The sequence below is a fragment of the Sporosarcina sp. P34 genome (assembly GCF_002743375.1).
GTDB lineage: Bacteria > Bacillota > Bacilli > Bacillales_A > Planococcaceae > Sporosarcina.
The window spans coordinates 154,102-175,960 of sequence record NZ_PDZC01000007.1 but is presented as its reverse complement, the minus strand read 5'-3'; the positions used below and the strand labels follow the sequence as shown (position 1 = coordinate 175,960).

Below are 21,859 nucleotides of genomic sequence, written 5' to 3'. Positions count from 1 at the left end.
TTTGTGCTACTTCTTTTTCATGTCAGTATATTATTTACATAAAGACCAAGTTCAGTTTCCCATCTTTTAGCTCCAATGAAGCATCAAACTTTTTCCCGTCAGCGGAAGTGAAGCCTTTGATGACATTTGTTTGCCCTTTAGTACATAATAATTTCACTTGAGGCACAGTGAGTTTCTTTTTTAGGAAGTGGCCTGGGAAGGTTTGCTTACAACCATTTTTATAATTACTACAGCCGTAGAATTTAGGATGTTCAATGATGTTGCCTTTGCCGCATCTTGGACAGGGTGCGACTTCAGTTCGTGTGTACGAACCTTTGCCTGAAGGAGTCCGAGGGGGCAGCACAATATCAATCGTTTGTTTCTCCAGTTGGACAGGTACGTCTTCAATCAGTTTTTGAATAAATTTCGATACACTGCTTAGAAAATGTTGACCTGTTCCTTCGCCATTACCTATTTTCTTCAAGTACGTTTCCCATTTCGCTGTCATGGAAGGGCTGGCAAGCAGACTACCCTCGATGGTCTGACATAGCACGCGGCCTTTGTCAGTGATGGACACAATATTTTTTGTCACAGAAATATACCCGTGTTTTTTTATCGTCTCAATAATGCTGCTTCGTGTAGCTTCAGTACCGAGCCCTTCGATCTCCTTTAAAATCTCCGTTTCGCTTTGATCCTCCACCAACTTCCCGCAAGTTTTCATCATAGCGATCAACTGGCCTTCTGTATAAGGTTTTGGAGGCTGTGTCGCACCTTCTTTGATACCAATTTCACTTTGCACGGTTTCCTCTCTCTCAAGTGGCGGTAAGGCGGGTTCTTCGGCATCCTTTGCCTTCTGTGGCGCAGCAAAAAGTTCTTTCCATCCTTTGTCGCGTTCTGTTTTGCCTGTTGTGAAGAATGGCAGACCGTTTACATCGGTCGTTACTTTCGTTTCTGTATATAAGTAATCCCGATGGAACATAGCTAATGTCGTTCGAATGACTTCTTCATAAAGATTGCGCTCAAGTGGTGACAACTTTGTCAGTGCTGCAGGAGTCGGTAGCTTTTTCGTCGGGATGATGGCATAGTGCTCCTGTACTTTCGAGCTGTCAACATATCTTTTTTTCGGTGTACGGGAAACGACTTCAAAAGGATGCTCGATTATTTTTTGATAGTCTTCAACGGCCTCTATTAAGTAGTTGAATTCACTTGGCGTGATATGACGTGTATCGGTCCGCGGATACGATACAAGCTTCTTTTCGTATAATGTTTGCATAGTTTTCAACACAGTCGCAGGGCTTGCCTTCCATCGTCTATTAGCAGTTGCTTGTAATGTGGAAAGTGAATGCAACTGTGGCGGTGGCGTACGTTTATCTGTATGGGTCAGCTCACTGATGACCCCTGGCGTCCGTTTTGTAATATTGCGGCTGTTGAGTGCTTCCGCAATTAATTCACGCTTTGGCTCCTTGAGTTTCGCTTTTCCTTTATACGTACCGTGCTCCGCAGTAAAAATGGCTTCCGCTTCGAAAAAAGGTTCCGATACGAACGTTTCGATTTCTCGCTGACGTTGATAAATCAAATAAACAGTAGGTGATTGCACACGACCGATAGGGAATACTTCTTGAACTCCTTTGGCTTTCAACAGGAGTGTATAGAGCCGAGAACCATTCATCCCAACGAGCCAGTCGCTGATTTGTCGCGCCTTGGCTTCTTCATACAGTTGTAGATCTTGACGATTATCCCGTAGATTCTCGAAGCCTTTACGTACTTCATCTGATTCCAGCGAATTAATCCATAGTCGTTCAATCTTCTGGTTGCGAGCACCCGTCATATAGTAGATGGAATAAAATATATTTGAACCTTCACGATCCACGTCGCATGCATTGATGACGTGATCGGTTGCGCGAATAAGCTTTTTAACGACCTGAAATTGCTTGTACTTTCCTGGTGCAACTTGAAATTCGTAGCGTTCCGGTAAAATAGGTAAACTGCCGAGTGACCAACGTTTCCAGGCGGGATTGTATGTATGCGGCTCTTTTAATTCCACGAGATGCCCGACGCCCCATGTGATGAAGGCACCTTGAGGGAATATGTCGCACGGTTGAATTTCTGTATAGCCGTCGTGTTTACGTGTAGTGAATGCATCTGCATAGGCCTTTGCTTGGCTTGGTTTTTCAGCTAGGATGACCGGTTTCATGGAAACACCTCCATTTCGTTCGTAGTACGTTCGTTCTGTTAGTCGTATTATCTCATATTTTGGGGTGGGTGGCTATTAGGCATGTAGTGAAAAAGAGAGTTTTGAAATAAGTAGAAGATCAATATAAAATTTAAAAAGATGTATTTATCTGTAACCTTTTATCGTCTCATACGAACTATTGTATAGAACCCATAGTGAGGAGCGAACCTTTCATGAAAATGAATAAACTTGTAACCTTTGCGATGTTAGCTTTGCTTATTGGCAGCGTAGCAGTACCTCAAGCGGTTAGCGCAAGTGATGAAGGGAATGCTGCAGTGACATCTGATGAAAAAGCTTTTATTAAAGTAGAGGGAACAATTAAAAGCATAGAAAAGAACGATGAGTTAACACTTTACACGATTAAAGGAGAAGAAGAATCGCCCGTATTAGCCATTACAGAAGAAACACTAATATACGATAATACTGGAAAAAAGATAGAATTGAAGAAAGGTGACAAAGTGTCTGCTTATACCCATGCAGATAAACCAAGGATTATGATTTACCCACCACAGTACGCTCCGGATGCTGTCATTGTGGAAACAGATAAAGTGAACACCGCGGTAGTTGGAATATTTAATGACGAATTGGTGGATTCTTACTTGAAACTACAGTTGAATATAGATGACAGTACAGACATTTCCAACGCTTCAGGTAATAAAGTGATAGCTGATGACTTGAAGGGTAAAGGCCTACTAGTATTCTTCAAAGAAACAACGCGAAGTATACCCGCTCAGACAACGCCAGAGAAAGTAGTTGTACTAGACGGAAATTTAGTAGATGAAGAGGCTACTGTAGAACAGATCATAGAAGCCGATCATTATATGGTTGACGGGGTGAAGATGGTACCGCTTCGTTTGCTCGCCGAGAAACTAGGTTATGTAGTGAATTCAACTGGTGTCGGTGCGATCGTGTCAAAAGGTGCTCCATCTTATACGATTACTCGTGGAAAAAAAGAATATGACTACAATAAATCATTGATGAAGTTCGAAGCGGCACCGGAGCTACTTGAACCAAGGAAAACCTATGTACCGGTAGGGTTAATTGAGGAAATGAAGAAGCAATGAAACCGTATAAAAATAAGGCAGGCATCCGTTCCTGCCTTATTTGTTATTTGTATCAAAACTTTCGTTCTGTTCTATCGGATAAAGGTTTGGTAAGTAATCGTTCGTAATGTCTCGTGTTTGTCCACTTAAGAATAGGGCTGCCATCACTTTCGGAACTAGAGCCGTTAGTGTAAGATACACAGTGAATAGTATAGTTAGAAGAGTTATGACACATCGTTTTCCGATATAATAAAGTGTGGAGTTTATAGAATTATTTGAAACTTGTTGACAGACGCCTAAAGACGATGTAATATTACGTTCAATATTACATTGCAGACTAAGAATGGAACTAGTAAAAATGTTTATGTCTATGTAGAGAGCTGATGGTTGGTGGAAATCAGCAGACACACATTTTGAACTCATCCAGGAGTCACTCCCTGAAAGTTTTACAGTAAGGGAAGTCGGTTTCCTCCGTTAACGGGATAGACAGTAATAGCTGTCGATAAGTGGATTTGTCAAGTATGGTGAATCAATTAGAGTGGTACCGCGAGTATAACCTCGTCTCTATATTTCAATATAGAGATGGGGTTTTTTGTTTTTATTTTAAAAAAAGGAGTGCAAAGAGATGAGCAGAAAAATTTGGGTTTTTGATACAACATTACGTGATGGAGAACAGGTACCAGGCGCTAAACTAAATCTTTATGAAAAAGTAGAAATTGCACAGCAATTAAAGAAGCTTGGTGTCGACATTATCGAAGCTGGTTTTCCTGCTTCATCCCAAGGTGATTTTGAAGCGGTGAAGGCTGTTGCGCAGCGAGTAGGTAACACAAGTGATATTATGATCACGGCATTGGCACGCGCGGTTCGGTCTGACATCGATTCGGTTTATCATGCAGTAAAGTATGCAGAAAATCCGATGATTCATATGGTGCTAGGCACTTCTGATATTCACGTGGAGAAAAAGTTCAACAAATCAAAGGACCAGATCCTTGAACTAGGCGTAGAAGCGGTGAAATATGCAAAAACGTTAATGCCTCAAGTTCAGTATTCAACGGAAGATGCATCACGCTCGGAATTCGAGTATTTATGGCATACAATCGAGTCTGTTATGAATGCGGGTGCAACAATGATCAATGTGCCTGACACAGTGGGCTTTGCAGAGCCTGAAGAATTCGGTGCGCTGATTTATAAATTAAATGACCGGATGAAAAACTTGAATCCGGATGTCTTATTAAGTGTTCACTGTCATAATGACCTAGGAATGGCGACGGCAAACACCTTAGCAGCGGTCAAGAATGGTGCGGATAAAGTAGAGTGTACCATGAATGGAATCGGAGAACGAGCAGGCAATGCTGCGCTTGAAGAGGTAGTCATGGCATTAAAAACAAGAAGCTCAATTTATAATGTGCGTACGCAAATCAACACAAAGGAAATTATGAACACTTCCCGTCTTGTATCTAGCTTCATGGGTCTGGATGTGCAAGTGAACAAGGCGATTACAGGTGATAATGCTTTTGCGCACTCGTCGGGTATACATCAAGATGGCTTGTTGAAATCCCGTGATGCGTATGAAATTGTTCATCCGGAAGATGTTGGATTAGATGATATGGAATTGATTTTGACAGCACGGTCAGGACGGCACGCTGTGAAAAACGCACTTGAAAAGCTAGGCTTTACTCATATGAAGCCAGAGGAATTTGAAGGGATTTTTGAAGGATTCCTAACATTGGCGGATATGAAAAAGGAAGTTTATGACCATGATTTATATATAATTGTGGAAAACTACTATGAAAAGCATGAAAAAGAGAACGTGACGAATTACAGCGATCATTTCTTTGAATTTGAAGATTTACAAGTCGTTAGCAATTCTAGCTTCCCTTCAGCTAGCGTCAAAATTCGTAAAGGGGCAGAAATCTTCCAGTCGAGTGCTGTTGGTACGGGTCCAATCGATGCGCTGTATTCAGCAATTGCAGAAATTACTAAGATACAAGTTAAATTGATTGGCTATGATATAAGCAGTGTTTCTCGGGGGAAAGATGCATTAGGGAAAGTGAAAATTACTATTGCACATGAAGAGGAAAATTATATCGCGAAGGCAGCAGACACTGATATTTTGAAAGCAAGTGCATTGGCGTACATCAATGCAGTCAACAGTGTAATCGTAGCGAAAATAAAAGGAACTTCTGCACATAAGTTAGCTGTGAATAGTTAATTCAAAATAAAGAGGCAGCTATCCGTTTATGGATAGTTGCCTTTTCTCATGTGTAAAATTAAAGTAAAGCAGAGAAAGGCTCGGAACTTTGTTAATAGTATGAAATAATCATATAGTTCATTAAATCAAATTAACCAAGTAAATTAGATTTGCGGTATGATATTCATAGATCCTGTTAATCTTTTCATAAAAATCAATTACTATAACACAATCGAAACGGTTAACCATTTATCGTTATCATTGAATACACAAATTTTTAGAAGTGAAAGTTATGGTTAAATACCTTTACATATTTATTCTTTTGGTCTTTGAATTACTACCTCATAATGGTCAATCGAAATGGAATATTCTGAAATTGATGTTGACTTAATGAAAAATATGTATTAATGTATTGCTATATATAACGAATAAAGGAAGCGTCGTTCTATACGCGTTATATTCGTATAAAGTAATATGAGAGAAAAGGGAGGATTTATCTATGTACAACCCAGAAATTGAAAGCGCACCCATTTCCGAAAAGCGAGAACTACAGCTCAAAGGATTAAAAAAGACAGTGGAAAACGTATATGAAAATGTAGGATTTTATAGACAGAAATTTGATGAATTGCAAATTAAGCCTGAAGATATTCAATCGTTGGAGGATATTAAAAAGCTACCTTTCACAAAGAAAAAAGATTTCCGTGATCAGTATCCATATGGACTATTTGCTATTCCTGTGGATGATGTTGCAAGGATCCATGGTTCATCTGGAACAAGTGGAAAGCCAACTATTGTCGGCTACTCAGAGCGTGATCTTAAGAACTGGGGAATTTTAGTGGCACGTGCTATCGTTGCTGCTGGCGGTAGAAAATCTGATGTCTTTCATAATGCGTATGGGTATGGATTATTTACAGGAGGGCTTGGACTTCATCAAGGTGCAGATGAATTAGGTGTAGCTACAATACCGATCTCTGGAGGAAATACAGAACGTCAAATCACCATTATCAATGATCTTAAGCCACGTGGAATATGTGGTACCCCGTCTTACGTCTTGAGCATCATTGAGAAGATGGAAGAACAAGGAATGGATCCACGTGAAACAAATCTTGCTTACGGAATATTTGGAGCAGAAGCTTGGTCTGAAAGCGTGCGTCAAAAGCTAGAACAGAAACTAGGAATAAAAGCTGTAGATATCTATGGATTAAGCGAAATTATGGGACCTGGCGTTGCGTCTGAATGTCATGAAGCGCAGGATGGATTACATATTGCAGATGATCATTTCTTTGTGGAAGTAATTAATCCCGATACACTTGAACCCGTTGCCGATGGAGAATTAGTGTTTACTAGCTTGCAAAAGGAAGCGCTTCCAGTTATCCGTTACCGTACGGGAGATATTGCATCAATTACTCATGAGAAATGTAAATGTGGAAGAACAACGACTCGTATGTCACGTGTTAAAGGACGAACTGACGACATGATCATTGTTCGAGGAGTAAATGTTTTCCCTTCCGAGATTGAACGAGAATTACTTCAAATAGAAGGATTATCACCTATTTATCAAATACAATTAGTTCGCAAAGGCGTTATGGATGCAATTGAATTACATATCGAGATTGAGCTTTCTCTATATGAACAAGTTGGCTGTGACCTACTTCATGAATCCATCACGAGTATAAAGCGGATGATCCAACATAAGTTGAAGAATTCGTGTTTAATCTCAGTAGATGTTGTGTGTAATGAACCGAAAGCCCTTCCAAGATCAGAAGGAAAAGCGACACGTGTTGTAGATAAGCGTGAAAGTTCACCTGTAAGCGTATGACAATAACAACTGGATAAGGGCGTGAAGTGAGTGCAAGATTTTTTACAGTTCACATTAACGGGAATTACGATTGGAAGTATTTATGCAATTGTCGCCCTCGGTTTTGTTACTATTTATAGTGTGACAAAAGTTATCAACTTGGCTCAAGGTGAATTTGTCATGCTTGGTGGATTGACCATGTTTTCACTCGTATCAGTGGGCGTGCCATATTGGCTATCCTTTATAGCTACGATTCTCTTTGTGACATTCATCGGGTGGCTAATGGAGAACCTCTTGATACGTAGAGCCAAAGGTGCCGACGCGATCAGCTTAATCATTTTGACTATTGGAACTTCAATTTTCATCCGTGGAATCAGTAGTATGGTATGGGGAAAAGATCAACATACAGTAGCGCCTTTCACGAAGAATACTCCCGTTGAAATTGGAGGCGCTTCCATTACCCCCCAATCCATTTGGGTCATTCTGATTATGTTGTTAGTTGTCGGACTTATGTATATGTTTATCGACAAAACAATGCTAGGTAAAGCGTTCCAAGCATCCTCTGTTAATCCGATGGCTGCAAGATTAATGGGAATAAGTCCAAAAAGAATGTCTTCTTTTTCCTTTGTTTTAAGCGCTGCTCTTGGAGCTATTGCGGGGCTTGCAATCGCACCAATCATTTTCCCTGCATATGACATGGGTGCTATGTTAGGCATTAAAGGATTTTCAGCAGCAATTCTGGGAGGACTAGGTAGTGCCCCTGGAGCTGTCATTGGTGGTTTGCTAATTGGACTATTTGAATCCATGGGGGCAGGCTATATTAGTTCAGGAATGAAAGATATTATTACATTTTCAATATTTTTGCTTATATTAATCATTAGACCCAATGGTATTTTGGGTGAAAAAACTATTGGGAAAGGAGGGTTGTAATGAAGTTACGAGGCGTACAGCAGACGAAGTGGTGGGGCGTAGTTGTATTCATTGCTGCCATCCTTATATTTCCATTGATAGTTACTCAATCATTTTTTATTACACAGGCAACATTTGCAGGTATATACGCTATTATAGCCATCGGTTTAGGCTTGTTAATGGGTTATGCCGGACAAATATCTTTAGGTCAGGCAGCATTTTATGGAGTGGGAGCATATACCACGTCGATTCTGACAGCTACGTGGGGATGGAGTCCTTGGCTTAGCTTGCCTATAGCTTTACTAGTTCCGGCTCTTCTTGCTATTGTCATGGGATATACGATGTCTCGTTTAAGTGGATATTACTTAGCTATGGCAACATTGGCTCTTGGTATAATCGTTCATGGTCTTCTGGTTGAAGGCAAAGGAATTACAATGGGAGCATCAGGATTTTATGGGATCCCCCAGCTGTCATTGTTTGGCATGACAATCAACCAAGGAGTTCCCTATTACTTTCTAGTATGGTTTTTTGTTTTACTAGTTTTAATTCTTTCACTAAACATTGTTCATTCTCGGGTTGGACGTGCACTCCGTTCTATACACGACTCAGAAATAGCTTCCAGCTCGATGGGGGTTAATACGGGCAGGTATAAAATGCAAGTGTTTATATTGAGCGCATCATTTGCGGGACTTGCCGGCTGGTTGTTTGCCCACATGAGCTACAGCATATCTCCTTCCGCCTTTACATTTGATGCATCCATTCTTTTCTTAGCGATGGTCGTCCTCGGAGGAAGTGGAAGTGTATGGGGTGCATTAATAGGCGCTTTACTAATCCGAATGATCGGTATTACCGTTCATACACTTGGTGAGCAATTCTCGTTTATCACTAGTGATTCGGAACACGTGATTTATGGATTAATCTTAATATTAGTCGTGATCTTTATGCCAAAAGGTCTGTTTCCAACAGTAATAGACTGGTTTAAAAATACATCCATAAAAAGAGCAGAGAAAAAATCATCTGTACCCGTCACACCGATAAAACAAAGCGTTTCAGAATGAGAGGATGATGACATTGTTGCAAGTAGAATCAATTACAAAAAGATTTGGTGGAGTTGTAGCAAATAGCGATGTCAGCTTCTCTGTCGATGAAGGGCAAATTGTTGGGCTAATAGGACCGAACGGAGCAGGAAAAAGCACAATGTTCAATATGATATCTTCTATATTTCCACCGACCGAAGGAAATATTTTGTTTTGCGGGAAGAGGATTGATTCTCTTCCTTCATACAAGGTAGCTCCATTAGGCATATCACGGACCTTCCAAAACTTACAAGTGTTTAAAAATATGACAGTGATCGAGAATGTCATGGTAGGCCAGCATATGAGAACGAAGCAAAATCTTTCAGGTGTTGCTTCCATGTTACTTGGTATTTCCAAAAATGAGCGCAAAGTGTATGAAGAGGCAATGGATATCTTAAGTTTTTTCAACCTAGAACTACTTTATGATCAGAAGGCATCCAGTTTGTCATTAGGTAAATTGCGACTATTAGAATTTGCCCGTGCTTACGCCACAGAACCCAAGCTTCTTCTGTTGGATGAAATTGCAGCGGGATTAAATCATAGTGAGACGTCTGAAATGAGTGAGTTGATTAAAAGAGTAAGAGACTCTGGAGTAACTATTCTAGTCGTTGAGCATGACATGGATCTAGTCATGAGCATTTGCGATAAACTCGTTGTTTTGGATCAAGGCATGAAGATTGCAGAAGGAGCCCCAAAAGAAATTCAAGCGAATGAAGCGGTCATTGCGGCTTACTTAGGTGCTGAGATCGAGGAGGAAGTCGTATGAGCGAACAAAAGCTACTTGAGGTACTTGACTGTTCTGTAAGTTATGGGCCGATTCAAGCATTAAATGGCGTATCACTGTCTGTGAATCAAGGAGAAATTGTCGCTTTGCTAGGTGCAAATGGAGCAGGTAAGACAACTCTTCTACAAACCATGTCTGGACTTCTTCGACCGACAAGCGGCCAAGTTATCTATCAAGGTATGGATATTACGGGAATGGAAGCAGAAAAGATTGTTGAGAAACACTTAATTCATGTACCTGAACATCGTCAAATTTTTTCTACAATGACTGTGTTGGATAATTTATATTTAGGTGCTTACCATCATCGCAAAACTACTAACAAGCAGGCAATAGAAGAAAACATCAAAAAGGTTTTTGAGTTATTTCCGATATTAAGTGACCGAAAAGATCAAATGGGTGGAACGATGTCTGGCGGTCAGCAACAAATGCTTGCAATTGCAAGAGGTATGATGGCAGAGCCTGACTTGTTGTTATTAGACGAACCTACATTGGGACTAGCCCCTCTTATAGCGAAGGATGTATTAGAACTAGTCGGTGATTTACGTAAGCAGTTTGGAACAACGATTTTATTAATAGAACAAAATTTACATGCATCCCTTAAAGTTGCTGATCGGGGGTATGTCATTTCTCATGGTGAAATCATTAAGAGCGGCAGTTCAAGCGAATTATTGAATGATCCCGAAGTAAAAGAAGCTTATTTAGGCCACACAGTACATTGATGATGGGGGATGAGAAGATGTTCAAAAAATTAACTATGCTATTTCTAGCAGTTATCATTTCATTGGTACTAGCCGCATGTAGCGACACAGACGCAAGTTCTGAAAATGGAGAACCGAAAGAGTATAAGATCGGTGCCATTTATTCAAAAACGGGTCCAAATAGTCCGTTAGGTGAACCTGAATGGAATGCAGCAAAACTCCTAGAAGAGAAAATCAATGCAGATGGTGGGATTAATGGCATTCCACTAAAGATCATCTTGGCGGATGATCAATCGAGCCAGGAAAAAGCAACACAAGAAGCTAATCGATTAGTGAACGACGAAAAAGTATTAGCGTTACTCGGGTCTTCAGGTAGTGGTGAAAGCCTTGCTATGAAAGGAATCGCATTGCAACAAAAAGTCACTATGATCTCGGCTGCAGCAAGTGCGCATGTCGTTGAACCTGTTGAAGATGCAGAATGGGTATTTAAAACACCGCAATCGGATAGACAAGCAGTTGAACGGGTTTATATGTATTTACAAGAACAAGGAATTAAGAAAATTGGTACGATTAGCGATTCTAATGCGTTTGGCTCAAGTGGCTTAGAGCAATTGGAAGCTTTAGCAGATGAATATGATATTAAAATCGTAGCAAAAGAAAGCTATAATACACAAGATCCTGATATGAGTACGCAAGTGACGAAGATTAATAGTGCAAAAGCAGAAGCAATCGTCGTCTGGGGAACTAATCCCGGACCAGCCGTAATCGCAAAGAATGCGCATGATCTAGGAATTAGTTTACCGATAGTTGGAAGTCACGGCATTGCAAATCAAAACTTTATCTCTTTAGCGGGAGAAGCTGCAGAAGGTGTAGTAATTCCAACTGGCAAGCTATTATTCCCAGACCAGATTCCTAAAGATGATATACAGCACAGTGTATTATCAGAGTTCTACAATGAGTATACAGAAAAGTACGGCAGTGAACCGACTAACTTTGGTTCTTATGGCTATGACAATGTGATGTTGACAGTAGAAGCATTGAAGAATGGTGCTACTGATCGTGAAGCAATTCGAGATTATTTAGAAGAGAATATTAAAGACTGGATTGGAACGACAGGAGTTTATAATTACACAGCTGAAGATCATAATGGGCTTGGACCAGAGAGCTTTGTAATGGCGACTGTGAAGGATGGAAAATGGACATATATTGAATGATGTAAAAAGCACTGCGTCTTAGCAGTGCTTTTTGTATGAAAATTTTTTAAACAACGACATATCTACTGAGTAAAATACGTCCGTGACGCAATGCTCTGAAATCTTGAAATGAAAATAAATTATTCTGAATATATTCTTGACAACGCTTACACATTGATTTAAGATACTAAGTATAACAAGAAAAGCGAATAACGTTATTTATGCGTTATACATGGAAAAATCAATTTTCTTCCGAAAGAGAGGAGAGGCTAGCATATGAGTAATGAACAGAAAATTTATGATATAACAATAATTGGTGGCGGCCCTGTGGGTTTGTTTACATCCTTTTATGCAGGTATGCGTCAAATGTCGGTAAACTTGATTGAGAGTCTTCCACAACTTGGCGGTCAACTAACAGCTTTGTATCCAGAGAAGTATATTTACGATATTGCAGGTTTTCCAAAAATCACTGGACAAAAACTTATTGACAATCTAGTTGAGCAGATGTCTCAGTTTGAACCAACTATCACACTTGGACAAGAGGTACGTGAAGTGACTAAGCAAGAAGACGGGAACTTCAAAATCAAAACGAATAAAGAAACACATTATTCTAAGGCAATTATTATTACTGCAGGAAATGGTGCATTTCAACCTAGAAAGATTGAAATTGAAAACGCTGAACAATACGAGGGTAAAAACTTACATTACTTTATTAAAGATTTACAATACTTTGCAGGAAAGAATGTACAGGTTTTTGGCGGTGGAGATTCTGCGGTAGATTGGTCTCTAATGCTTGAGCCGATTGCGAACAAAGTAACACTCGTTCACCGCCGAGATAAGTTTCGCGCACATGAAGCTAGCGTTGAGAACTTAATGAATTCCAAAGTAGAAATTAAAACACCGTATACACCATCATCATTTATTGGTGAAGATCATATTGAAAAAATTGTTCTTAGTAAAGTGAAGTCAGACGAGGTAGAGGAAATCGCAATTGACGAAGTGATAGTCAACTATGGTTTCGTGTCTTCGCTTGGTCCTATCAAGGATTGGGAACTAGAAATAGAAAAGAACAGCATTGTCGTGAATTCAAAAATGGAAACGAACATTGAAGGTATTTATGCTGTAGGCGACATTTGTACGTATCCAGGTAAAGTAAAACTTATAGCTAGCGGATTTGGAGAAGCACCTACGGCTGTTAGTAATGCCAAGGTCTACATTGATCCAACGGCTAAAGTTCAAGCAACACATAGTACGACGCTAATGGAGAAAAAGGAAAAGCAAGATCAGAAAAAAGTCCCGGTCAACTCTTGAACATATGACTAATTAGAATAAAGGAGGACACCTTTTATGGCTACACATACTATTGTTGATCAATCAACTTGCATAGCGTGCGGTGCTTGCGGAGCAAGTGCACCTGACATTTTTGAATATGACGATGAAGGTTTTGCATTCGTACATCTGGATAATAATCAAGGTTCAGCAGAAGTCGATGAGGATTTATTGGATGATTTGGACGATGCGGTTGAGGGCTGCCCAACTGACTCCATTAAAGTATCAGAACATCCAATCGTTTTGGAAGAGGTCTAGTATTTTTTTGTGGCCAAGTATAACAAAGTTTATGCAAAGTCATTAAATTTGTTATATTTGATCGTTGTAAATAGTATCTTGTGGTATTAACTTTTCAAAATATAAAGGAGGAATTAGATAAATGGTAATGATGACAGCGATGACCGCAGATGAAAAGATGGAGTATTTCATGGAACGTATAGAAAGTGGCGATAAGATCCAGGCAGATGATTGGATGCCCGAAGAGTATCGTCAAACGTTAATTAAACTCATTTCCATGCACGGAATCAGTGAAATTATGGGAGCGCTTCCTGAGAAAGAGTGGGTACCTAAAGCGCCTTCACTATACCGCAAACTTGGAATTATGGCGAAAGTACAAGATGAAATGGGTCACGGACAACTATTATTACGCGTAGCAGAAGATTTAATGAAGCCATATGGTAAAACTCGCGGTGATATCATGCAGGATCTATTTAATGAGGATCTGAAGTTTCATAATGTATTTCATATGGAAACAAAGACTTGGGCAGATGCAGGATTGATAGGTTGGTTAGTAGATGGGGCTGCAATCATTACACAAACGAATATGCTAGATGCATCTTATGGACCGTATGCAAAGGCCTTACAACGTATTTGTGCAGAAGAAGTATTCCATGCGCAGCACGGAGAGTCGATTATCATGGCACTTGCCGAAGGAACAGAAGAACAAAAAGCAATGGTACAGGACGCGCTTAACCGCTGGTGGCCGGCACTGCTTATGTTTTTTGGACCTCCAAGTAAAGCTACGACAGGTGCATCAAAGCAAGAAGCTACTATTAAATATCGTATCCGTAAGAACACAAATGAAGAATTACGCCAGAGCTTCTTGGATAAATACATTCCGAGAATTCTATCGCTCAGTTTAACAATTCCGGATGATACATTGCATTTTGATCAGGAGAAGAATCATTGGGTTTATCAGCAACCCGACTGGTCAGAATTTAAAAAAATTATTAAAAATAATGGACCAAAATCACAAGCGCGTCTTAATCTTCGCCGTTCATCATATGAGAACAATGCGTGGGTACGTGAAGCGTTAAGTGCAATTGTTGAATAAAGGAGCGAAAGAGAATATGTCAGAGAAAACATTTTATCAAGAGTTTGAAGTATTTAGTAAACGCACCCATGCTGCGTCATTCCAGCACCAATTCGATTTACTAGCACCAAATGAAGATATGGCACTTATGATGGCACAAGAAAACTTTATGCGTCGTGAGCCAGTCGTTGATATATGGGTCGTAAATAAAAAAAATATCCGAAGTATGGATGAAGAAGAACGTCTTTCTTTGAGTCGTTTAGATAACAAAGATTACCGTACTACAAAAGGTTATGGTTACTTACGTAAAAAATGGCGTAAATACGAACAAGAAATGCTCGATGAGAAGGAAATCCTATCTTGGGCAGGAGGTAAAGAAAAATGAGTAATGTTGAAAAAATGATGAGTACGGAAGAGAAAAAAGCAGTAGAAACGCTTTTATTCCAGTTAGCAGATGATGATTTCCTGTTTTCATATTGTGGCTCTGAATGGTTGGGTCTAGCTCCGCATATAGAAGAGGACGTTGCATCATCTTCAATCACACAAGATTCCATGGGTCATGCAGCTATGTATTATAAGTTGCTAGAAGACTTAGGATTAGGCAAAGCGGATGATCTAGCTCACTTACGTCCAGCAGAAGAAAGAAAAAATAGTGTTTTGACTGAACGTATTAATGGTGACGGTTATTATATGGACACACCACAATATGATTGGGCTTATACAGTAGTTAGAAGCTATTTCTATACACAAGCGAAAAGAGCGAAAATCAATTCACTTAAAGAAAGCACATTCGAACCACTTCGTGAAGTCGCTGTAAAAGCTAGTATGGAACTCTATTATCATGTGATGCATTGGAAGCTGTGGTTTGAACAACTACTAAGCTCTACAGAAGAAGCGAAAGCCAAAATGATTAGCGCAATCGAATTGGTTGTTGCAGACATCGGAGATCTATTCTCTTATGGGGAACAAAAAGAATTGATTGAACGCTTTGGCTTGATAGATTCAGAAGAAAAAATACAAAATGCTTGGCTTGAAGCATTACGCCCAACTTTTGAAAAATTGAAATTGGATTTACCAATAGTCCCTGAACCCAAGTTGAATGGACGTAATGGACAACACACAGATGAGTTGCAAGCAGCAATCGATACACTTTCTGAAGTGTACAGACTCGACACAGCCACTAACTGGTAATAGATAGAAAGAGGTGTTTTGGAAATGGTAGCTCTTATAAAAAACTCACAAAACTTAGAAGTATGGAAGGTGCTTGAAAGCGTCAAGGACCCTGAAATTGATACAGTCAGTATTGTGGATCTTGGAATGGTGGAGAAAGTGGAAGTTGAAGCCGAACAGATCAAGGTAACGTTATTGCCTACGTTTTTAGGTTGCCCGGCACTTGAAATCATCCGAACGAATACTAAGAATGCTGTGATGGGGCTATCTTTCGCCAAAAACGTCGAAGTAGAATTTATTTTCAGTCCTCCTTGGACATCTGATCGTGTGACGGAAAATGGGAAAAAAGGATTGAAAGAATTTGGAATCGCTGCTCCACCGCGTCATCTAGAAGAAGATGGCTCGTGGCATGTTGATTGCCCATATTGTGATTCAACCTACGTCACGATGGAAAATATATTTGGACCAACTGCTTGTAGAAGTATTTTATATTGCAAGAGTTGTAAAACACCGTTTGAAGCAATGAAACCTGTATCAACAATAATGTAATTGGAGGATTTTAAATGGCTAAATTAATCGCACTTTACAAACACCCTGAAAACAAAGAGGAATTTGACGAGCATTACTTCAATGTTCATTCACCACTCACAGCGAAGATTCCTGGCTTGCGTGAAATGAAAGTAACGAAATTCACTGGTAACCCAATGGGTGGAGAAACACCGTATTACTTGATGTGTGAAATGATTTACGATGATGCGGCATCATTAAAAGCAGGTTTGAGCTCTGATGAAGGAAAAGCTTCTGGAAAAGACTTGATGGGCTTTGCAGGTAAGCTAGTTACTTTGATGATTGGTGAAGACAGCGAATGACAGCTTACAAATTCATAGAAACATCGGTTGATCAACAAATCGGCATGATTGAATTGAACAGACCTAAGCAATTGAACTCGTTAAATCGCTATATGGTAGGTGAAATTCTTGAGGCGCTGCAAGCGTTTGATCGAAATGAGGAAGTACGTGTAATTTTGCTAGTTGGCAAAGGAAAAGCTTTCTCTGCTGGTGCTGATATAGAGGAGATGGCCGGGGCAGATTCAATGAGTCTCGAATTATTGAATCAGTTTGCTGACTGGGATCAGATTCCTCTTATCAAAAAGCCCATCATCGGTGCAGTTCATGGATTTGTTTTTGGTGGAGGTTTTGAACTTGCCCTTTGCTGTGACGTGCTATTAGCCGCAGATGGCACAGAGTTTGCATTCCCTGAAGTGACGTTAGGTGTTATGCCCGGAGCTGGCGGGACGCAACGCTTAACTAAATTAGTTGGACGTGCGAAAGCGATAGAGTGGCTGTGGACAGGTGAGCGAATTATAGCAAATGAATTACAAAAATACGGAGTGATCAACCGAATCGTCTCTCCGGAGCTATTGCGCGAAGAAGCATTCCGGTTTGCAAATAAGATTGCTAGCATGCCGCCACTTGCTATCCGAATGATAAAGGATTCAGTGAACAAGGCGGTTGACTATCCACTGTATGAAGGTATGCAGTATGAGCGAAAGAACTTCTATCTCTTATTTTCATCAGAGGATCAAAAAGAAGGAATGCAGGCCTTTGTCGAGAAGAGAAAGCCAGTATATAAAGGTAAATGAGGAGACGATTTTCTATGTCTGAAACAATTCAATACGAGGTGAAAGATAGTATTGCTTGGCTTACATTGAATCGACCTGATAAATTAAATGCATTCGTAGCTCAGATGAATCATGAAATTAAAGATGCGTTGCGTATGGCATCAAAGGACGACAATGTAAGATGCATCGTCGTAACGGGTGCAGGTAGAGCGTTCTGTTCAGGTCAAGATCTGTCAGAAGTTGATGAACAAATGGATCATGGGCAAGTACTAAGAGATCACTACGGTCCAATGATTTTGGAGATAAAGAAATTGGAAAAGCCGATTATCGCAGCAGTCAATGGAGTAGCTGCCGGAGCGGGTTTTAGTCTAGCTTTAGCATGTGATTTCCGTTTGATGTCTGAGAAAGCCAGCTACATAAATGCATTCATACATGTAGGACTCATTCCTGACTCTGGCAATCTGTTTTATCTATCGCAATTAGTTGGTACAGCGAAAGCAGCAGAAATTTCAATTCTAGGTGAGAAAATCACTGCAACACAGGCATTGGATTTGGGGCTAGCAACGAAAGTTTATTCTCAAGAAGATTTTGAGGTAGAAGTGAAAGCGTTCGCAAAAGGTATTGCCATGAAGCCAACTAAGGCAATTGGACTAATTAAAAGAGGGTTGAATGACGTTCAAACACTACCGTTTGAAGAATATCTTCAACGCGAAGCAGAAAGCCAGCGAATTGCTGGCTTGACTGAAGATCATGTAGAAGGTATCGAAGCATTTAAAAACAAAAGAAGTCCTGAGTTTATTGGAAAGTAAGGGGAGGAAATAAAATGACAAATGTTCAAGAGCAAGTAGTAGCACAAACGATGAAGCGTGATTTCTATAAATTATTTATTAACGGAGAGCAAGTAGAGAGTAGCAATGGTGCTCGGACAAAAGTCTATAATCCGGCAACAGGAGAACTCTTAGCGGAAGTCGCAAAAGCAACTCAAGAAGATGCACAACGCGCTATTGAAGCAGCACGTAATGCATTTGATAACGGGAAGTGGAAAATTACTCCAACAGGAAAACGTGCTCGTGTACTTAATAAAATTGCAGCGATCATGAGAAGTCGTTTTAGCGAATTAGTAGAACTAGAAGTACTAAATACAGGTAAAACTATTTCGGCAGCGCAAGCTCAGATTAATCAGGCTGTAGAAGATTTTGAGTTTTATGCAGGCGCACTAGTTTCACACCGCGGCTCTGTAAATAACGTACCTGGCCAATTCCACAACTACACAGAAAAAGAGCCGGTTGGCGTATGTGCGCAAATCATTCCATGGAACTATCCTTTAATGATGGCAGCTTGGAAAGTTGCACCGGCACTTGCGGCAGGGTGTTCTGTAATTATTAAACCTGCATCTCTGACACCGCTGACAGCAATTGTCTTAGGAGAAATTTGCCATGAAGCTGGAGTTCCCGAAGGTGTAGTAAACATCTTGCCAGGATCAGGTTCTGAAATTGGAAACTATCTGGTTGAACATGATTTGGTAAACAAAGTAGCTTTCACAGGCTCTACACCGATTGGTAAAGATATTATGGCACGTGCTTCTGGCACATTGAAGCGTGTCACATTAGAGTTAGGCGGAAAATCACCTAGCCTAATCTTTGAAGACGCAGATATTGATCAAGCAGTAGATTGTTCTATCTATGGCATTTACAACAACACTGGACAGTCATGTGACGCACGTTCACGAATTTATATTCATGAAGATGTGTATGATGAGTTCGTTGAGAAATTCGTTGAAAAAACGAATCGTATCGTTCTTGGTGATCCGTTCAGCAAAGGAACACATGTAGGAGCAGTAATTGACCAAGGACAATTGGATACTGTAAAAGAATATGTACAATCGGCAATTGATGAAGGGGCAGAAATTTTGGCTGGCGGTGAGCAAATACACCCTGAAGGCTTTGAGAAAGGTTTCTGGTATGCACCAACAGTTATCGGTAACGTGACGCAAGAAATGCGCGTAGTACAAGAAGAAATCTTTGGCCCTGTCGTTGTACTATCCAAGTTCTCAAATGAAAAAGAAGCGATCGCATTGGCGAATGACTCGGTGTTCGGTCTTGCATCATCTGTTTGGTCTAAAGATGGCGCACGTGCAACACGTGTTGCAAATCAAATTCAAGCGGGCATCGTCATGATCAACTCACCATTCTCTGCTTTCCCTGGAACACCATTCGGTGGCTACAAGCAATCAGGATTTGGACGCGAGTTGGCTATTGAAACATTAGATCTTTACTCTGAGACGAAGAGTATCATGTCTTACTATGGATCTCGCCCATTAAACCCATTCGGACTGTAAAAAACATTACGTTAAAAGGAACAGGGGCTAGTTTGCATGCCTCTGTTCTTTCTTACTATAAATATGGAATAGCCATTTAAAGGGGGAAATAAAATGATTAAAAATATCGTAGTTGTTGGTTCTGGCGTGATGGGTAGAGGTATTGCTTATGTAAGTGCATTAGGTGGATATTCTGTCACTGTCGTAGATATTAATGAACAAGCATTGGCTAATGCAGAGAAAGAAATTGAGTTGATCATTACAAAAGGTGTGGATCGCCAAAAAATTTCGCAACAAGTAGCAAAAGAGCTTCGAACGAATCTTCATTTTGAAACGGAGTTAGCAATCGCGGCAAAAACAGCGGATTTAGTTATTGAAGCGGTGCCTGAAATTGCAGATATAAAAAAACAAGTATTCGAAACAATTGAAGAAAATGCACCTACATCTTGCTATTTTGCAACCAATACATCAACTATGAGTCCAACTGAAATTGCATCGTACGGTCAACGTCCTGAACGCACTATTGCCATGCACTTTTTCAACCCTGTACATAAAATGCCACTTGTAGAAATTATACGCGGGCTAGAAACAAGTGATGAAACAGCAGAAGTCATTAGAAATGTAGCTATAAAAATGGGCAAAGAAACAGTGGTCATCAATGAATTCCCTGGTTTTGTCACAAGCCGAATCAGCGCACTAGTCGGAAATGAAGCTTTTTACATGTTGCAAGAAGGGTTAGGCTCACCAGAAGAAATCGATAAAGCAATTAAGTTGGGCTTAAACTATCCGATGGGACCATTTGAATTAGTAGATTTAGTCGGACTTGATGCACGTTTGAATAACTTGAAATATCTCCACGAAAAACTGGGTGAAAAATATCGTCCTGCCCCTCTGCTAGAACAGTACGTTAAAGCTGGACGTCTCGGCAGAAAGAGTGGAAAAGGGGTCTATGACTATACAGATAACAAGGAGATGGTGAAATCATGAAGGAAGTTGTAATCGTTGATGCAGTACGTACACCATTTGGAAGATATAAGGGGGCGCTAAAAACAGTTCGTCCTGATGATTTAGGTGCAACAGTAATCAAGGCCTTAATTGATAGAAATCCAAGTCTTCCAACTAGTGAAATTGAAGAAGTGGTATTTGGAAACGCGAATCAGGCAGGTGAAGATAATCGTAACGTGGCTCGTATGTCAGCCTTACTCGCCGGCTTGCCTATAGAAGTGGGTGGAACGACTATTAACCGCTTATGTGGATCAGGTATTGATGCAGTTATGTATGCAGCTAGAGCAATCATGGCAGGCGAAGGGGATGTCTTCATTGCGGGCGGTACGGAGAGTATGACACGCGCCCCATTTGTGATGGGGAAGCCTGAAGTAGAGTACCCACGTGGAGATATGAAGATGTATGACACAACTATTGGGTGGCGCTTTACTAATAAGGAATTAGAAAAAATGTACGGATCTGACACTATGCCAAAAACAGCGGAAAATGTAGCACAGCGTTATAACATTTCACGAGAAGAGCAAGATGCTTTTGCATATGAAAGTCAACGCCGAGCAAAAAAAGCAATTGAGGAAGATGTATTCAGCGAAGAAATAGTACCAGTTGTATATAAAGATCGTAAAGGCAATGAAATCATTGTGGATCGGGATGAACATCCACGTCCAGAATCATCTATCGAGGCATTGGCAAAACTACGACCGATATTTGAAGGTGGTACAGTTACAGCAGGAAATGCATCAGGGGTAAATGATGGAGCAGCAGCTCTTTTATTAATGAGTGCGGAGAAAGCGAAAGAGCTCGGATTAAAGCCACTCGCCAAGTATGTTGTAGGAGCAGTGGCAGGTCTTGAGCCAGCGGTGATGGGACTCGGTCCGATTGATGCATCGCGCAAAGCTTTAAAACGTGCAGACTTAACAATTGATGACATAGGCCTAGTAGAATTAAATGAGGCATTTGCATCTCAGTCGCTCGAATGTATTCGCCAACTAGAATTAGATACACAGAAAGTAAATGTTAACGGTGGAGCAATTGCGTATGGACATCCACTCGGAGCAAGTGGAGCACGTATTTTAATGACTTTAATATATGAAATGAATAAGCGTGATACGCAGTACGGCCTGGCAACTATGTGTATAGGTGTAGGGCAAGGTATAGCAATGATCGTAGAAAAGCCAGAAGTGTAAGATCTATAACGCGACAC

At 40.4% G+C, this 21,859-nt stretch carries 21 protein-coding genes and 1 other annotated feature; of the genes, 20 read left to right on the top strand and 1 reads right to left on the bottom strand.

Features of this window, described 5'->3' with window-relative positions:
• Positions 1-34: 34 nt before the first annotated feature.
• Entirely contained in the window at positions 35-2,173 is a 2,139-nt protein-coding gene (locus CSV63_RS11830) for a type IA DNA topoisomerase (protein ID WP_099695983.1), read from the bottom strand.
• Positions 2,174-2,385: 212 nt separating this feature from the next.
• Here CSV63_RS11830 and CSV63_RS11825 point away from each other — a divergent pair, with 212 nt between their 5' ends.
• The 20 genes from CSV63_RS11825 (at position 2,386) to CSV63_RS11725 (ending at position 21,842) form a co-directional block, all read left to right on the top strand.
• Positions 2,386-3,276, top strand: a complete 891-nt coding sequence (locus CSV63_RS11825; RefSeq protein ID WP_099695982.1) for a stalk domain-containing protein — start codon at positions 2,386-2,388, stop codon at positions 3,274-3,276.
• A 309-nt stretch (positions 3,277-3,585) separates the two neighbouring features.
• Positions 3,586-3,824: a binding site (T-box leader), on the top strand.
• 56 nt (positions 3,825-3,880) lie between these two features.
• The gene (locus CSV63_RS11815) at positions 3,881-5,467 is read left to right on the top strand and encodes a 2-isopropylmalate synthase (protein WP_099695980.1); all 1,587 of its coding nucleotides are present in this window, start codon (positions 3,881-3,883) and stop codon (positions 5,465-5,467) included.
• 478 nt (positions 5,468-5,945) lie between these two features.
• Positions 5,946-7,265: a phenylacetate--CoA ligase family protein gene (locus tag CSV63_RS11810; RefSeq protein WP_099695979.1), complete on the top strand. Its 1,320-nt coding sequence runs from the start codon at positions 5,946-5,948 to the stop codon at positions 7,263-7,265.
• A gap of 30 nt (positions 7,266-7,295) precedes the next feature.
• The gene (locus CSV63_RS11805; RefSeq protein ID WP_099695978.1) at positions 7,296-8,174 is read left to right on the top strand and encodes a branched-chain amino acid ABC transporter permease; all 879 of its coding nucleotides are present in this window, start codon (positions 7,296-7,298) and stop codon (positions 8,172-8,174) included.
• The gene (locus CSV63_RS11800; RefSeq protein ID WP_099695977.1) at positions 8,174-9,211 is read left to right on the top strand and encodes a branched-chain amino acid ABC transporter permease; all 1,038 of its coding nucleotides are present in this window, start codon (positions 8,174-8,176) and stop codon (positions 9,209-9,211) included. Before CSV63_RS11805 ends, CSV63_RS11800 begins: the two co-directional genes overlap by 1 nt.
• A gap of 4 nt (positions 9,212-9,215) precedes the next feature.
• On the top strand, positions 9,216-9,995 hold the full coding sequence (locus CSV63_RS11795) for an ABC transporter ATP-binding protein (RefSeq protein ID WP_099695976.1): 780 nt from the start codon (positions 9,216-9,218) through the stop codon (positions 9,993-9,995).
• Entirely contained in the window at positions 9,992-10,732 is a 741-nt protein-coding gene (locus CSV63_RS11790) for an ABC transporter ATP-binding protein (RefSeq protein WP_099695975.1), read from the top strand. The genes CSV63_RS11795 and CSV63_RS11790 overlap by 4 nt, the downstream gene beginning before the upstream one ends.
• A gap of 17 nt (positions 10,733-10,749) precedes the next feature.
• Positions 10,750-11,925 carry an ABC transporter substrate-binding protein gene (locus tag CSV63_RS11785; RefSeq protein ID WP_099695974.1) on the top strand — a complete coding sequence of 392 codons (1,176 nt, stop codon included), beginning with the start codon at positions 10,750-10,752 and terminating at the stop codon, positions 11,923-11,925.
• A 255-nt stretch (positions 11,926-12,180) separates the two neighbouring features.
• Positions 12,181-13,215 (top strand): NAD(P)/FAD-dependent oxidoreductase, encoded by a 1,035-nt coding sequence (locus CSV63_RS11780; RefSeq protein ID WP_099695973.1) that lies wholly within the window; start codon positions 12,181-12,183, stop codon positions 13,213-13,215.
• Between the two features lie 36 nt (positions 13,216-13,251).
• Positions 13,252-13,491, top strand: a complete 240-nt coding sequence (locus CSV63_RS11775) for a ferredoxin (RefSeq protein WP_099695972.1) — start codon at positions 13,252-13,254, stop codon at positions 13,489-13,491.
• 121 nt (positions 13,492-13,612) lie between these two features.
• Entirely contained in the window at positions 13,613-14,566 is a 954-nt protein-coding gene (gene paaA, locus CSV63_RS11770; protein WP_099695971.1) for a 1,2-phenylacetyl-CoA epoxidase subunit PaaA, read from the top strand.
• A gap of 16 nt (positions 14,567-14,582) precedes the next feature.
• Positions 14,583-14,930 (top strand): 1,2-phenylacetyl-CoA epoxidase subunit PaaB, encoded by a 348-nt coding sequence (gene paaB, locus CSV63_RS11765; protein WP_099632044.1) that lies wholly within the window; start codon positions 14,583-14,585, stop codon positions 14,928-14,930.
• Complete coding sequence (gene paaC / locus CSV63_RS11760) at positions 14,927-15,736, top strand: 1,2-phenylacetyl-CoA epoxidase subunit PaaC (RefSeq protein WP_199203652.1); 810 nt, start codon at positions 14,927-14,929, stop codon at positions 15,734-15,736. Before paaB ends, paaC begins: the two co-directional genes overlap by 4 nt.
• A 24-nt stretch (positions 15,737-15,760) precedes the next feature.
• Positions 15,761-16,264 (top strand): 1,2-phenylacetyl-CoA epoxidase subunit PaaD, encoded by a 504-nt coding sequence (gene paaD / locus CSV63_RS11755; protein ID WP_099695970.1) that lies wholly within the window; start codon positions 15,761-15,763, stop codon positions 16,262-16,264.
• Positions 16,265-16,278: 14 nt separating this feature from the next.
• Complete coding sequence (locus CSV63_RS11750) at positions 16,279-16,584, top strand: EthD family reductase (protein ID WP_099695969.1); 306 nt, start codon at positions 16,279-16,281, stop codon at positions 16,582-16,584.
• Positions 16,581-17,357: an enoyl-CoA hydratase-related protein gene (locus CSV63_RS11745; RefSeq protein ID WP_099695968.1), complete on the top strand. Its 777-nt coding sequence runs from the start codon at positions 16,581-16,583 to the stop codon at positions 17,355-17,357. Before CSV63_RS11750 ends, CSV63_RS11745 begins: the two co-directional genes overlap by 4 nt.
• A gap of 14 nt (positions 17,358-17,371) precedes the next feature.
• Positions 17,372-18,145 carry an enoyl-CoA hydratase-related protein gene (locus CSV63_RS11740; RefSeq protein WP_099695967.1) on the top strand — a complete coding sequence of 258 codons (774 nt, stop codon included), beginning with the start codon at positions 17,372-17,374 and terminating at the stop codon, positions 18,143-18,145.
• Between the two features lie 14 nt (positions 18,146-18,159).
• Complete coding sequence (locus CSV63_RS11735) at positions 18,160-19,674, top strand: aldehyde dehydrogenase family protein (RefSeq protein ID WP_099695966.1); 1,515 nt, start codon at positions 18,160-18,162, stop codon at positions 19,672-19,674.
• A 93-nt stretch (positions 19,675-19,767) separates the two neighbouring features.
• Positions 19,768-20,640: a 3-hydroxyacyl-CoA dehydrogenase gene (locus CSV63_RS11730; protein ID WP_099695965.1), complete on the top strand. Its 873-nt coding sequence runs from the start codon at positions 19,768-19,770 to the stop codon at positions 20,638-20,640.
• Entirely contained in the window at positions 20,637-21,842 is a 1,206-nt protein-coding gene (locus tag CSV63_RS11725; protein WP_099695964.1) for a thiolase family protein, read from the top strand. The genes CSV63_RS11730 and CSV63_RS11725 overlap by 4 nt, the downstream gene beginning before the upstream one ends.
• Positions 21,843-21,859: the final 17 nt, after the last annotated feature.